Source organism: Marinobacterium stanieri, assembly GCF_900155945.1.
Taxonomy (GTDB): Bacteria; Pseudomonadota; Gammaproteobacteria; order Pseudomonadales; family Balneatricaceae; genus Marinobacterium; species Marinobacterium stanieri.
The window spans coordinates 123284-136829 of the sequence record NZ_FTMN01000001.1 but is presented as its reverse complement, the minus strand read 5'-3'; the positions used below and the strand labels follow the sequence as shown (position 1 = coordinate 136829).

Below are 13546 nucleotides of genomic sequence, written 5' to 3'. Positions count from 1 at the left end.
ATGTTGCAGCATTTTGATCCCAAGCTGGACTATAGCCGTGACTACGGCACGCCGGCATCCCTGAGTGAAAAGCAGATCACGCTGGAAGTCGATGGCGTCGAAATCCGTGTCCCTGAAGGCACCTCCGTCATGCGTGCGGCGGCCCTGGCCGACATCAACATTCCCAAGCTCTGTGCGAGCGATAACCTGGAGGCCTTTGGGTCCTGCCGCCTCTGTGCGGTTCAGATCGAAGGCCGTCGCGGCATGCCGGCCTCCTGCACCACGCCGGTGGAAGAGGGCATGAAGGTCTCTACCCAGACCGACAAGCTGGCCAAGCTGCGCCGCAATATCATGGAGCTCTACATCTCCGACCATCCGCTGGACTGCCTGACCTGCCCGACCAACGGCAACTGCGAATTGCAGGATATGGCCGGTGCCGTGGGGCTGCGCGAAGTCCGTTATGGCTTTGATGGCGAGAACCATCTGCAGGCGGAGAAGGATACGTCCAACCCCTATTTCACCTATGACCCCAGCAAGTGCATCGTCTGCTCCCGCTGCGTCCGCGCCTGCTCCGAAGTCCAGGGTACCTTTGCCCTGACGATTGATGGTCGTGGCTTCGATTCCCGCGTCGCGGCCGGTCAGGATGAGAACTTCCTCGACTCCGAATGTGTCTCCTGTGGTGCCTGTGTGCAGGCATGCCCGACCGCTACTCTGACGGAAAACTCCGTCATCGAGATGGGACAGCCGGAACACTCGGTGGTGACCACCTGTGCCTACTGTGGTGTGGGTTGCTCGTTCGAGGCCGAGATGAAAGGCGATAAACTGGTACGTATGCTGCCTTATAAGGGTGGTGAAGCGAACCATGGTCACTCTTGTGTCAAAGGCCGTTTTGCCTTCGGTTACGCCACGCACAAGGATCGTATCCGTGCGCCGATGATTCGTGACAGCATCGATCAGCCCTGGCGTGAAGTGAGTTGGGAAGGAGCGATCGGTTTCGCTGCCGGTCGTTTGAAAGCGATTCAGGCCGAGCATGGCCGTGAAAGTGTCGGTGGTATCACGTCCTCACGCTGCACCAATGAAGAAGCTTATCTGGTGCAGAAGCTGATCCGTACCGCCTTCGGTAACAACAACACCGATACCTGTGCCCGAGTCTGCCACAGCCCGACCGGTTATGGCCTGAAACAAACGCTGGGCGAGTCTGCCGGTACCCAGACCTTTGACTCCGTTTTGAAGGCCGACTGTGTGCTGGTGATTGGTGCCAACCCCACGGATGCGCACCCGGTGTTCGGCTCACTGCTGCGCCGTCGTCTGCGTGAAGGTGCCAGCCTGCTCGTGGCGGACCCGCGTCACATCGATCTGCTGGATACACCACACCTGAATGACTCCATGCATTTGCCGTTGCGTCCGGGCTCTAACGTGGCCATGGTCAATGCACTGGCGCACGTGGTGATCAACGAAGGTCTGGAAGACAGCGACTTTATTGCCAGCCGCTGTGATACCGACGGCTACAATCAATGGCGCGATTTTATTGCTGATGAGCGCCATGCACCGGAAAACGTGGAAGAGATCACCGGCGTGCCGGGCGATAAGGTCCGTGCAGCGGCGCGTGCCTTTGCCAAGGCACCCAACGCGGCGATCTATTACGGCCTGGGTGTGACCGAGCACAGTCAGGGCTCTACCACCGTGATGGGCATCGCCAACCTGGCGCTGGCGACCGGTAACATCGGCCGTGAAGGCGTGGGTGTTAACCCGTTGCGTGGTCAGAACAATGTCCAGGGCTCCTGTGACATGGGGTCTTTCCCCCATGAACTGCCGGGCTACCAGCATGTATCCGATTCCGTTGCCCGTGGCCACTTCGAAGCGGCCTGGGGTGTCGAGATCGATCCGGAACCGGGTCTGCGCATTCCCAACATGTTCGATGCAGCCATCGCCGGTGCCTTCCGCGCCATGTATGTGCAGGGTGAGGATATTGCCCAGTCAGACCCCAACACCCAGCATGTTGAGCAGGCCTTGCGCTCGCTGGACTGCCTGATCGTGCAGGATATCTTCCTTAACGAAACCGCCAAGTTCGCCCATGTCCTGCTGCCGGGCTCCACCTTCCTTGAGAAGAACGGCACCTTTACCAACGCCGAGCGTCGTATCAACCGCGTACGCAAAGTGATGCCGGCACTGGCAGGCAAGGAAGACTGGGAAGTGACGCAGGAGCTGTCCAACGCTCTGGGTTACCCGATGAACTACAGCCATCCGTCTGAAATCATGGACGAGATCGCCAGTCTGACGCCGAGCTTTGCTGGTGTGAACTACGACAAGCTGGAGCAGTACGGCAGCCTGCAGTGGCCCTGTAATGATGTGCATCCGGAAGGCTCGCCCATCATGCACGTTGACGACTTCCCGATTGGCAAGGCCAAGTTTGCCATCACCGAGTTTGTACCGACCACCGAGCGCGCCAACCGTCGCTTCCCGCTGTTGCTGACCACTGGCCGTATCCTCAGTCAGTACAACGTAGGTGCCCAGACTCGCCGTACCGAGAACCAGGTCTGGCACAACGAAGATGTGCTGGAAGTGCATCCGCATGATGCCGAGGAACGCGGCATTAATGATGGTGACTGGTTGGGTATCAGCAGTCGTGCCGGTCATACCGTGCTGCGCGCGCGAATCAGCGAGCGCATGCAGCCGGGTGTGGTGTACACCACCTTCCACCATCCGCACAGTGGCGCCAATGTCATCACTACCGATAACTCGGATTGGGCAACCAACTGCCCCGAGTACAAGGTGACGGCGGTACAGGTGGAGAAGGTGACACAGCCGTCCGAGTGGCAGAAGAACTTCCACGACAACCACCATCGTCAGCAGGGTTTCCTGCGCGAGGCACGCACGGAAGTGTCCTGATGGCCGGGCTGAAGGGAGAACAGCAGGTTCAAGTGCTGCGCCGTCAGGGTGCAGGGCTTGAACCTGCCGAAGACCAGGTGGCGGACGAAGTGGCCGTCGCGCTGGTCTATAACGGTCTGTCCCATGTGGTGATGATGGCGACGCCCGATAATCTTGAGGACTTCGCGCTGGGCTTCAGCCTGAGCGAAGGCATTATCGAGCGGCCGCAACAGGTGTATGGCATGGATGTCGTTCAGCACCCACTGGGGCTGGAAGTTCAGATAGAGCTGGCAACCGAGCGTTTTGAAAGCCTCAAGCACCGTCGTCGCAACCTGGCAGGACGGACCGGCTGCGGTCTTTGTGGTGCGGAATCACTGGCGCAGGCCATAGGGACGCCGCAAAAAGTTGTTCCGGCGCCCATGCCCTCAGCCAAGGCCATAGAGCATGCACTCACACAACTGCGACTGCATCAGCCGCTGCAGGTCAGCACGGGGGCGGTGCATGGTGCGGCCCTCTGTGATGCTAGGGGTGACGTGTTGCTTGTGCGTGAAGACGTGGGCCGTCATAACGCCCTGGATAAGCTGATCGGCGCCATCGCCGATGCCGAATCTGCCCTTCAGCAAGTAGATGTTTTTGTGCTGATTACCAGCCGCGCCAGTTTCGAGATGGTACATAAGTGTGCTGCCGCCAATCTGGGGGCACTGGTTGCCGTCTCGGCGCCCACCGCATTGGCGATCGAGCAGGCCAACAAGGCCGGTATGCAGTTGGTGGGCTTTGCCCGCCCCGGTCGCCATGTGATCTACACTGAAACCGATCCCCACCCCCTTAAGAATAAAGAGAACAGCCATGTCGCATGAGAAAGCTTCCCTGATCAAAATGCTGAATCACATCGCCATCAATAACGCCAGCGTCGGTGATCAACATACCGTCGCCCAGGTGATTGAAGGGCATGTGCAGAAATTCTGGTCGCGCCGCATGAAGGAACAGCTGCATGAGCTGATTCAGCATGGCTGTGATGATCTGCATGATGCGGCCCGTTTGGCAGGCCAACGTCTGTGCGGTATTGCGGGTTAATCAGGCATCCCGTGAAGGTGTGCCACTCCTGACTCAACTCTTGTTATCAATGCCTCAGCCAAGCGGACCTCTGGAACGGTATTGGTTGGGGCTGACTCCCATCTTTTCCCGAAACATCTGAATGAAAGGCGCGGGCGCACTGTAGCCCAGTTCCAGCGCTATTTGAGTCACGCTCATGGGCGTGCTCAGCATCTCTATCGCTTTCATCAAACGCATGCGTGAATACCAGGCCTGGAGCGTTATGCCGGTTTGCTGCCGGAAATGCCGTTCCAGGGTACGTGCTGACATGGCCAGTGTCTGGGCGGCCTCACTCAGTACCGGCCGGTGAGACGGGTTGGCAAAGAGCTCGGTACAGAGGTTGGCCAGCCTCGGCTCGCTGGGCCAGGGCAGTGTGTGACCTCGCTGTGGCAGCCGCTCCAGTGTTTGCAGCAATACCTGAACCAGATCGTTTTCATATCCGTGCACTGGGTATTCGCTGTCAAAGTTGGCTGCGGTCAGAATCAGCTCGCGCATCAAGGGTGAAACCGATAGCACCAGTGGGCGTCTGTTTTCCAAGGTATCAAATGCGCTGTCGATGTAGAGGCTTTTGAGCTCGGCACCGAACTCCGTATAGGTACTGTGTTCTACGCCTGCCGGAAGCCAGACGGCAGAGCCAGAGGGTACAAACAGGCGCTGATCTTTCAGGCTGGCCACCAGCGTGCCTGAGGTTGCATAGAGCAATTGATGCCAGGGGTGTGTATGTGAGGCAAACAGGTGCCTTGGGGGCATCTCTTGCTGGCGCACAAAAACCTGTCGCGGTAAGGCGTGCATCTGAGGCGGGGAGAGTGTGGCGACAGCGTCTTGCATAAGCGGGCCTGGGGTGTCGTGAATGCTTGTCGTCTTTCATATATATATTGTCATTATATATACAGAACTTGGTCAGCTAACACCCTAGTCTGGTATCTGTCAGGCTAAGGGGGAGGATGAACAATGCTGACTGAGAAGGTGCGTGTACTGATTGCCAGTGTTTCAGCGGTGGTGATCACGGTGGGCATTGCGCGTTTTGCCTACACACCCATGATTCCGGAAATGATGGCTGGCGCCGGGATGAATAATACCCTGGCTGGACTGCTGGCAACGGCCAACTATGCGGGGTACCTGAGTGGCGCATTGTTGATCTCTTTCCTGCAGGCATCAGGGTTGAAAATTCGGCTTTACCAACTGGGGTTACTGGGGGCTGTACTGACAACGGGGTTGATGGGCTATACCGAGCAGACCTGGGTCTGGTATCTGCTGAGGTTTGTGTCGGGGCTATGCAGTTCAGCTGGCGTACTTATTGGCGCAGGGCTGTTGATGAGCTGGCTGCTACGGCAGGGGCACAAGCCCGAGCTGGGTATTTTCTTTTCGGGCCTGGGGATTGGCATTGTACTGACCGCAATTCTGGCGGAGCTGATCAGATCCCGCTTCAGTTGGGATCAGCAGTGGGTCCTGTATGCGGGGGCTGCCTGTGTGCTGCTCCTTCCTATATGGCGCTGGAGCCCGGATTATCGGCTCTCAGTGCCTTCTGCTGTGCCCAAGGCACAGGGTTCTTCGTCCCTGAGCCTGTTTATGCTGTTACTACAGCTGGCCTATTTCTGCGCCGGTGTTGGTTATGTAGTGACGGCGACGTTTCTGGTGGCCATCGCTGAGGCCTCACCGCTGCTGATCGGGCAGGGATGGATGATCTGGCTGGTCGCGGGCCTTGCGGCTGCACAGGGGTGCTGGTTGTGGGATCTTATGGTCAGACGGCAGGGCGACTGGCTGGCGCTGCTGCTGGCTTACCTGTTGAATGCGTTGAGCGTACTGCTGCTGTTGCTGATGGACGGCCTGGCGGGTGTGCTGCTGAGTGCAGTGATATACGGGGCCAGTTTTATCGGTATCGTCAGTATGACCCTGGCCATGGTGGGGCGCTTGTACCCGGAGAATCCGTCCCGACCCATGGGGCGGCTGACCTTCGGCTATGGTATCGCCCAGATGCTGGCCCCCATGGTCGTCGGTTATCTTGCTGAGTCTCAGGGGCACTATTTCAGTGGCCTGCTGATAACGCTCGGAGTGATCAGCACTGGTTGTGTTCTGTTGATAGGGGCCTGGCATGTGCAGCGTCAGGAAGCCGCCGGTTCTCAGGCCATCGCTTAAAGGTAGAGGGCGAGTGCAAGTCCAGCATCCTTATTTGCAGGGATCCGACTACCTGAAGCGGACGAAAGTAACGCCTTCACTCGGTGCCGGTGATGCGCTGCTTTTCTGCAATGCCTTCTTTCACAAGTCCGAGAATGTGCACCAAGGTAAACGCACGGCCTATATTCTGCGCCTCGTACCCAAGGACGCCAAGTTCAGTCGAACACGCCTGCTTGGGCTTAAAATGCTCGGTCAAAACCTGGCGGTTGTTAACGAGTTGCTTGAGCAGCACTATCCGGATGCGTTGGAAACCCTGTAGTAGGCATGCCTTCGGATGTGAAGCTGCACAAGGAGGCCTTCTTGACAGGACGTCTAACATGTTGAAAAGGCGGCGTTTTATTTATTATTCCGGTATTATTTTAAAATAAGTTAAATAAAGCTGTCACCGGGACGAAAATAAGCGTACGATGATTTTGCTTGAGAGTAAGACCTGCATTTATGCACATTTTCGATGTCCTGCCTAAACAGTATGTTCCTCGTTCTTTTTTCATAAGTACTTGTATTATTTAAAGCATTAATCGAACAGCTTCAGTATTTTGGCTGAAGCGTTCAAACAATTTTTGAACGAGAATATTATTATGTCTACTACTACTGGCACCGTTAAATGGTTCAACGAAACTAAAGGCTTTGGCTTCATCGAGCAGAAGGGCGGTGGTCCGGATGTTTTCGCCCATTTCAGTGCGATTACTGGCTCCGGATTTAAAAACCTGACTGAAGGCCAGGAAGTTCAGTTCACTGTTACTCAGGGCCAGAAAGGCCCTCAGGCTGAAAACATCTCCGCGATCTGAACCTCGAGTTCAGTAAGCGATAAAAACGGGCCCTAGTGGCCCGTTTTTTGTGCCTTTAATAAGGCTTGATTTGAGGAAATCCTCTCGGACAGAGGGTTGATTTTGAATAGGCTTTTTATATGGTGTTAGTCCAAAGGAAACACTAACATTTTTATTAAAATTCGACTTCTTCAATTTCGCATTCATGTAACGAATGTTCTTTTAAAACTGATAGTGCAACATCCGAAACGACCAATCTTAGATCATTACCTATCCCAAAATCATCTATCCCTGACTCACCGACAACTTTAAGCCACAGGAATAACGGGAGAGTTATGTTTGGGTATAGCTCATTGAAAACTTCAGATTTCGTGACTTCGCAGCGCGCTAATTTATACCCTGACAGTTTCGTTTGCGTAAGAGATTGAGCCAGCTCCTCGGTAATTAGATAGCATGGAAACGAAGTCACTATCGAGTCACCAGACCACCCTTCAAATTCATAGACGAGCTTTTTAACCTCTGGGGGATGAATAGTCGTGTTTGCTTGCGTACCTTCCCCCCATCCTCCTGCAACTTCTGGCTCAATTTGGTAGTACATGATTTCCTCGGATATTTAACACCATGACTTTGCGGCGCACCGGAGCGCCAGTATAGGTGCGACCGATAAGAGCCAATTAGGGGAAATGTTACTCTGACCCCAATTTCTGAGAGGGGCGGCCAACTGCTGATTAGCTGATTCCCAAACCTTTTATAATTTCAACCACTACTGGCCAATACGTTTCAACTATATCGGTTACTGGAAAGTCTAGAAGGTTCTCAGAAAAGCTCTTTATATCATCTAGTTTCTCAATAATAAAATCCTTAATTGCCTGTTTTGCATCCGAAGGAATTGAGGATTCAGCGTTAATTGCTTTTTCAATTTCAGAGCGCCATGAAAAGGTAAAACTTTGATCAACCGGTCTCATCATATATTCCTTTTATTTAATAATAAGGACAAGGCTATAACGAAATTTATGAAAGCCAATGATCATTTAAACATAGACAAGTAATTCAGAAGTTGTATTTCTGTCTTTAAAAATCACTCAGTTGAAACGATCAATCTCCCGAAGTATTGACAGTAAAAATCTATCTAGAACCCGCTGTTGAAGGACAAAATATGCCTCGGAAACTTGAGAAAACCGTTTTCCTTCCAAATCTTCTTCTAGGAATTCGAAAAGCTGAGAGGACACATTATCATTCAAATGTAAATGATCTCTTTCATTTCGATAAACCTTTATTCTTCTCAAAGACGACCATAAAAACTGATACTCATGTTTGATAGCACCCCAGAAGTAAGATGAGTCCCCCTTGTCCTTTCCATAATGTTCGATAGATTCAACAAAGCATCTATTTAGGACATTTATAAAGAACGAGAACTGAGATTCATTATAAGAAACTTCTATATTCTGCAACTGCTCCGCTTCAGGAAAGGAATTCGCACCAAATAGTAGTGGCTTTCCGTTCCTTTTTATAAGCTTCTCTAGAAGCCTTATCTCCGAACAGATTTCTTGCACCCTTCTCTTCAGCCAACTTTCCCTATTACTACTTTCCACAATTGGATATATAAGTTCCCTATCACTTTTCCTTTTTGACTCAAGAGCAACCCGACTTGCGATAACAGGTATATTAACCTCATAGCCTGTTCTGCATCGCTTAATAAGCTGATACCCCAACAGATGCTTTATCTCCGCTGACTCCTGCGAAAGCTCCTTGAACTCTAATTCTTGGCCTATAGAAAGAAGTTCAAACAAGAAGTATTCATCAGGATAAAATTGACGGATTTCGGAAATTGCATGGTCACTGTAAAACACCAACTCCCGATCAACTTGCGGCTTGTATCTTAAGAAAACTTCCTTAGATATTTCCAGCGGCTTACTGTTTTCCTCCGACAGAAATGAGTTAAGACTGCTACAAGCTTGTCTGGTTAATAGAGGATGTCCGCCATACCACTTTGAAATTTCATTGCATGCACCGGAGTCAAACCTCATGCCCATACGTTTCCCGAGTTTTTTGAGCATTACTTTGACTTCGTCTTGACTAAGTCCTGTCAAATATTTATGAGGAACGATGCCAAATAATGGGTTTTGTACACCATCAACAGAATCTTTCTCTACTACAGTTGGATTTACGCCAGCAAGTATAAATGAAATGCACTTGAATTGACTCTGACAGGACCACATTGTTTGCCAGAAGTCTATGTAGTCATCAGCCCAATGCCTGTTTTTCGGCGAGACAAATGATACATACTCTATCTCGTCAAGCATTAAGACGATTTTTTCTCCGTCCTCATAGATGTTTCTAACTAATTCTTCAAAATCCTTTGATGCGCTACGCTCACTGTACTCGCCTTTAATCGTTATTCCATATTTTTTGGCAATGTCATTGGCTATATCGCACAACAACTCATTCCATTTTGACTTTCGTATATGTGGAACCTTGCAGTCATAGTAAAATACAATAGCTGATCTTTCACTCTCACATAGCCTTTTTAGCTTATATAAAAATGAGGTCTTACCAGTTTTTCTTAACCCAAAAATAGCCCGGTTTTCACTTTGTTTTATTGAGTCATAATAATCCATTAATAGGCTTTGACGGCCAAAAAAGTAGGCATCGTCTATAAGAGGCAATGAATAATTAAAAAGATCTCTTCCAAAGAAATGTTTGTCGAGGGAGTTCCTTACAAACCAATCGTCACCGCTTTGCTTTGCGTGAACCAACAATTCTTTGTAAAACGGGATAACTACCCGTGATTCTTGCCGCGAAGATATATACGAATCCATCCATTCCTCTATATCTTCGGCGTCGGTAACAAGAAAATAGCTTAGGGTTTCTACCCTTCCTTTGGCTGGCGATGTTGCAAGAATTTGTTCCACCGCCTGAAAGGTTCTAGGCTCCATACGATCATACGGGGCATAGACCAATAGAACCTCATTTTCAAATCCATATGACTCTTTGAAGTGATCCTCAGGAGAAAGGAAATAGACGAACAGCTCCGTATTATACTCTCTTCGCCGGCGTCCCCATGTAACAAAAAATCCATTTAAGAAAGGAATTAAGAAATCTCTATGTTCGGGGTGGTCGAAAAGCAAACCATCATTAACTTCCGCTCTTACCTGTCCCAATACTATTTCTCCTTAGATCCGAAAATTTTTAACATTTTTAATACTGCGCATGCGTGCTTTTGCTCCAAGCCAAAGGCTAAGAGCTGATGTAAGCATAAGAAGAGAAAGGATAAGTCGAGATATCACAGCCATTCTCTTCCGGTGAAAACGAGCTTGCGCGTTTTGCAGCTTTGCCGTGTGCAGTATCCTGCAGCGGCCGATCCATAGTGTTCCTGATAGTGAACGATTTTTGAGCCTGTTGCCAGTCCCTAGTGAGTACAGCCCCTTGTTCCGTTTGCCGGCCACACAGGTAAAATGCCTGTCAATAACCCTTTCCAACAGGGGGCGCTTATGCGGCTCACGATTGATCTCTGTGTCATCCGCTGAGTGTGAGCGTTTGCGTGTCTGAGTATTGAATGAGTAAACCCATGGTATCCAAATATCTCGGCGGCTACAGCCCGGACGTTCAGCAACAGGTGCAGGCGCTGCTGGACAACCAGCGTTCTGGCGATTGGCTGTTGAGGAAGTACCCGCAGGCGCATGGTCTTGGTTCTGAGCGTGCGTTGTATGACTATGCCCAGGCGATCAAGAATGAATATATGCGCAGTTCATCGCCGATCAGCAAGGTGATCTACGACGACAAGATTCACATCATCAATAATGCGCTGGGCCTGCATACCTATGCTTCGCGGGTACAGGGCAAGAAGCTGAAGTCCAAAAACGAGATCCGGGTGTCATCCCTGTTTCGCAAGGTGCCCGAGCCCTTTCTGCGTATGATCCTTGTGCATGAGCTGGCGCACCTGAGGGAAAAAGAGCATGGCAAGGCGTTCTATAAACTCTGCTGCCATATGGAGCCGGACTACCATCAGCTGGAGTTTGAATTGCGCCTGTACCTGTGTCATCGCGATCGCTTTGGCGATCTCTGGTGAAATTTAAGGGATGGCGGCGCGTACAGGATCAGTCAGATAAACGTCCATGCCAGTATGCGGGTGATTTTATTACCCTGTTTCATCTCGATTTCCCGCACTTCAACGGCGCCAAGTTTGCGGATCAGCTTGGTGGCAGGCTTCAGGTTTTCGGCTTTCGATACCAGGCTGGTAAACCAGCGGCATTGTGTTGAAAAGGCGAGGCTTTCTTTAATAATTTTTTTAAGGAAAGCCTGTTCGCCGCCCTTGCACCAGAGTTCCGCTGCCTGGCCGCCGAAGTTCAGCCTGGCCGAAGTGGCCGTTTTATCACCGCGGTTACGTGCCAGGTTGTTGAGTTTACGCCGCGTGCCTTTGAGTGCTTCTTCCTGGGAGGCATGGAAGGGCGGGTTGCACACGCTCACATCAAAAAACTCGCCGGGCTGAATAATCCCCTCAAAGATGTGATGCTTGTCGTGCTGCGTACGCAGGGTGAAGCGCTCTTGTAGACCGGGATTTTTGGCGATAATCGCGGCGACGTTGTCCAGTGATTGTGGGTTGATATCAGAGCCCACGCACTGCCAGCCGTATAGCTGGCAGGCGAGTAGCGGGTAGATGCCATTGGCGCCCGTGCCGATGTCCAGCAGGGTGATGCCGGGCGAAGTATCAGCTTGATTGGCATCAGGCGCGCCAAGCCCAAGCAGGTCTGCAATGTAATGGATGTAGTCGGCTCGTCCGGGAATGGGCGGGCACAACGCGCCTTCGGGAATATCCCAGTCATCAATGCTGTAATGCAGCTTTAACAGCGCGGCATTCAGGGCTTTCACCGCCAGCGGGTCGGCGAAGTCGATAGACAGGTTGCCGTACGCATTCTTGCTGACATATTGGGCCAGCGGGGGGGAGCTTTTGAGCAGCGCGGGAAAGTCATAGCCGTGCTTGTGCAGATTTCTTGGGTGCAGGCCTTTGCGATCAGATTGGGCAGGGCTTTTTTTTGTAGGACGACGTGGGCGCACGGCAGTATATCCGAAGTTCAGGCTTCAATCGGTGAGTGGTATCGAGTGAGGCCGTGATTATAGCGCTGGTCCATAAGCCGGGTATACAGGGCCTCTGCCTGCGGTGTTGCATCCCCTGTAAACCGTACACTACGTCATTTGACGTATACCTCTGCGTCATTACGCGCATACCTCGATTTACCCCCCTTCTGAATAATCGATCAGGCATTGAGTTGTTTTCCTGGGCACGACTGAGGCCCGATCGATAACGAGGGTTCCACCCGCACTGAGCGACTTGGAACCGAAGGGGGTACTGCAATGAAGATCAAATCACTGGCTGCCGGCGTTGCCATGGCTGTAGGCGCATCCACTCTCTCATTCAGCGTTCTGGCTGCCGATACCATCAAGGTTGGTGTGCTGCACTCGCTGTCCGGCACCATGGCGATCAGCGAAACCACGCTGAAAGACACCGTGCTGATGATGATCGAAGAACAGAACAAGAAGGGCGGTCTGCTGGGCAAACAGCTGGAGCCGGTCGTTGTTGACCCGGCATCCAACTGGCCGCTGTTTGCCGAGAAGACCCGTGAGCTGCTGACTCAGGAAGAAGTCGACGTGATCTTCGGCTGCTGGACTTCTGTATCTCGCAAATCCGTACTGCCGGTACTGGAAGAGTTGAACGGCCTGATGTTCTACCCGGTCCAGTATGAAGGCGAAGAGTCCTCCAAAAACGTTTTCTACACCGGTGCGGCACCCAACCAGCAGGCAATCCCGGCCGTGGATTACCTGATGAACGAGCTTGAAGTGGAGCGTTGGGTACTGGCGGGCACTGACTACGTGTATCCGCGTACCACCAACAAGATCCTCGAAGCCTACCTGAAAGACAAAGGGGTGGCTGCCGAAGACATCATGATCAACTACACCCCGTTTGGTCACTCAGACTGGCAGTCCATCGTGTCTGACATCAAGAAATTTGGTGGCGAAGGCAAGAAAACCGCGGTGGTCTCCACCATCAATGGTGATGCCAACGTGCCTTTCTACAAGGAGCTGGGTAACCAGGGCGTTTCCTCTGAAGACATCCCGGTGGTGGCCTTCTCCGTGGGTGAGGAAGAGCTGTCCGGTATCGACACCGGCCCGCTGGTCGGCCACATGGCCGCCTGGAACTACTTCCAGAGCGTGGATACTGACCTCAACAGCGAATTTATCCAGAAATGGCATGCCTTCACCGGTGATGAAAACCGCGTGACCAATGACCCGATGGAAGCCACCTATATCGGCTTCAACATGTGGGCTCAGGCGGTGACCGATGCCGGTACGACCGATGTTGATGAAGTCGAGCAGGCGATGATCGGCCAGGAAGTACCGAACCTGACCGGTGGCACTGCCGTCATGAACAAGAACCACCACCTGAGCAAGCCGGTACTGATCGGCGAGATCCAGGATGATGGTCAGTTTGAGGTGGTTTGGGAAACCGATGGCGTCGTCGCCGGTGATGCCTGGTCCGACTTCCTGCCAGGTTCCAAGGACCTGCTTGCTGACTGGACCGCTCCGGTCAAGTGCGGCAACTACAACGTGGAAACCAAATCCTGCGGCGGCCAAGCCAACTGATTTGAGCGTTTCCCTTGCGGCCCTGT

General features: G+C 52.3%; 13 protein-coding genes. 8 read left to right on the top strand and 5 right to left on the bottom strand.

Annotated elements, in window-relative coordinates; translation table 11 throughout:
• The 3 genes from fdhF to BW956_RS00630 are packed head-to-tail and all read left to right on the top strand — an operon-like array spanning window position 1 to window position 3921.
• The gene (fdhF, locus tag BW956_RS00640; RefSeq protein ID WP_076460042.1) at window positions 1-2868 is read left to right on the top strand and encodes a formate dehydrogenase subunit alpha; all 2868 of its coding nucleotides are present in this window, start codon (window positions 1-3) and stop codon (window positions 2866-2868) included.
• Complete coding sequence (fdhD, locus tag BW956_RS00635) at window positions 2868-3704, top strand: formate dehydrogenase accessory sulfurtransferase FdhD (protein ID WP_076460041.1); 837 nt, start codon at window positions 2868-2870, stop codon at window positions 3702-3704. The genes fdhF and fdhD overlap by 1 nt, the downstream gene beginning before the upstream one ends.
• On the top strand, window positions 3694-3921 hold the full coding sequence (locus BW956_RS00630) for a formate dehydrogenase subunit delta (RefSeq protein WP_076460039.1): 228 nt from the start codon (window positions 3694-3696) through the stop codon (window positions 3919-3921). The genes fdhD and BW956_RS00630 overlap by 11 nt, the downstream gene beginning before the upstream one ends.
• 54 nt (window positions 3922-3975) lie before the next feature.
• Here the strand turns inward: BW956_RS00630 and BW956_RS00625 are convergent, their stop codons facing one another.
• Window positions 3976-4767, bottom strand: coding sequence for an AraC family transcriptional regulator (locus BW956_RS00625; RefSeq protein WP_076460038.1), 792 nt, complete (start codon window positions 4765-4767; stop codon window positions 3976-3978).
• Window positions 4768-4890: 123 nt separating this feature from the next.
• Here BW956_RS00625 and BW956_RS00620 point away from each other — a divergent pair, with 123 nt between their 5' ends.
• The 3 genes from BW956_RS00620 to BW956_RS00610 all read left to right on the top strand — a co-directional run bounded on the left by BW956_RS00620 (window position 4891) and on the right by BW956_RS00610 (window position 6902).
• Window positions 4891-6075: a YbfB/YjiJ family MFS transporter gene (locus BW956_RS00620; protein WP_076460036.1), complete on the top strand. Its 1185-nt coding sequence runs from the start codon at window positions 4891-4893 to the stop codon at window positions 6073-6075.
• A gap of 34 nt (window positions 6076-6109) precedes the next feature.
• Complete coding sequence (locus BW956_RS00615; protein ID WP_076460035.1) at window positions 6110-6373, top strand: hypothetical protein; 264 nt, start codon at window positions 6110-6112, stop codon at window positions 6371-6373.
• Window positions 6374-6692: 319 nt separating this feature from the next.
• Window positions 6693-6902 (top strand): cold-shock protein, encoded by a 210-nt coding sequence (locus tag BW956_RS00610; RefSeq protein ID WP_010321946.1) that lies wholly within the window; start codon window positions 6693-6695, stop codon window positions 6900-6902.
• Between the two features lie 154 nt (window positions 6903-7056).
• Here BW956_RS00610 and BW956_RS00605 read toward each other — a convergent pair whose 3' ends face one another.
• From BW956_RS00605 to BW956_RS00595, 3 genes are all read right to left on the bottom strand, one after another.
• Window positions 7057-7479, bottom strand: coding sequence for a hypothetical protein (locus tag BW956_RS00605; protein ID WP_217695075.1), 423 nt, complete (start codon window positions 7477-7479; stop codon window positions 7057-7059).
• A 130-nt stretch (window positions 7480-7609) separates the two neighbouring features.
• On the bottom strand, window positions 7610-7846 hold the full coding sequence (locus BW956_RS00600; RefSeq protein ID WP_076460032.1) for a hypothetical protein: 237 nt from the start codon (window positions 7844-7846) through the stop codon (window positions 7610-7612).
• A 117-nt stretch (window positions 7847-7963) separates the two neighbouring features.
• Window positions 7964-10042, bottom strand: a complete 2079-nt coding sequence (locus tag BW956_RS00595; protein WP_076460030.1) for an ATP-binding protein — start codon at window positions 10040-10042, stop codon at window positions 7964-7966.
• Window positions 10043-10437: 395 nt separating this feature from the next.
• Between BW956_RS00595 and BW956_RS00590 the strand changes: the two genes are divergently transcribed.
• Window positions 10438-10950: a M48 metallopeptidase family protein gene (locus BW956_RS00590; RefSeq protein ID WP_076460028.1), complete on the top strand. Its 513-nt coding sequence runs from the start codon at window positions 10438-10440 to the stop codon at window positions 10948-10950.
• A 32-nt stretch (window positions 10951-10982) separates the two neighbouring features.
• On the opposite strand, the gene rlmF is transcribed toward BW956_RS00590, so the two are convergent.
• A complete protein-coding gene (rlmF, locus tag BW956_RS00585; RefSeq protein WP_076460026.1) occupies window positions 10983-11936 on the bottom strand; it encodes a 23S rRNA (adenine(1618)-N(6))-methyltransferase RlmF in 954 nt (317 codons plus the stop codon).
• Between the two features lie 297 nt (window positions 11937-12233).
• On the opposite strand from rlmF, the gene urtA reads away from it, so the two are divergent.
• On the top strand, window positions 12234-13520 hold the full coding sequence (urtA, locus tag BW956_RS00580) for an urea ABC transporter substrate-binding protein (RefSeq protein WP_010321957.1): 1287 nt from the start codon (window positions 12234-12236) through the stop codon (window positions 13518-13520).
• The last annotated feature ends 26 nt before the right edge of the window (window positions 13521-13546 follow it).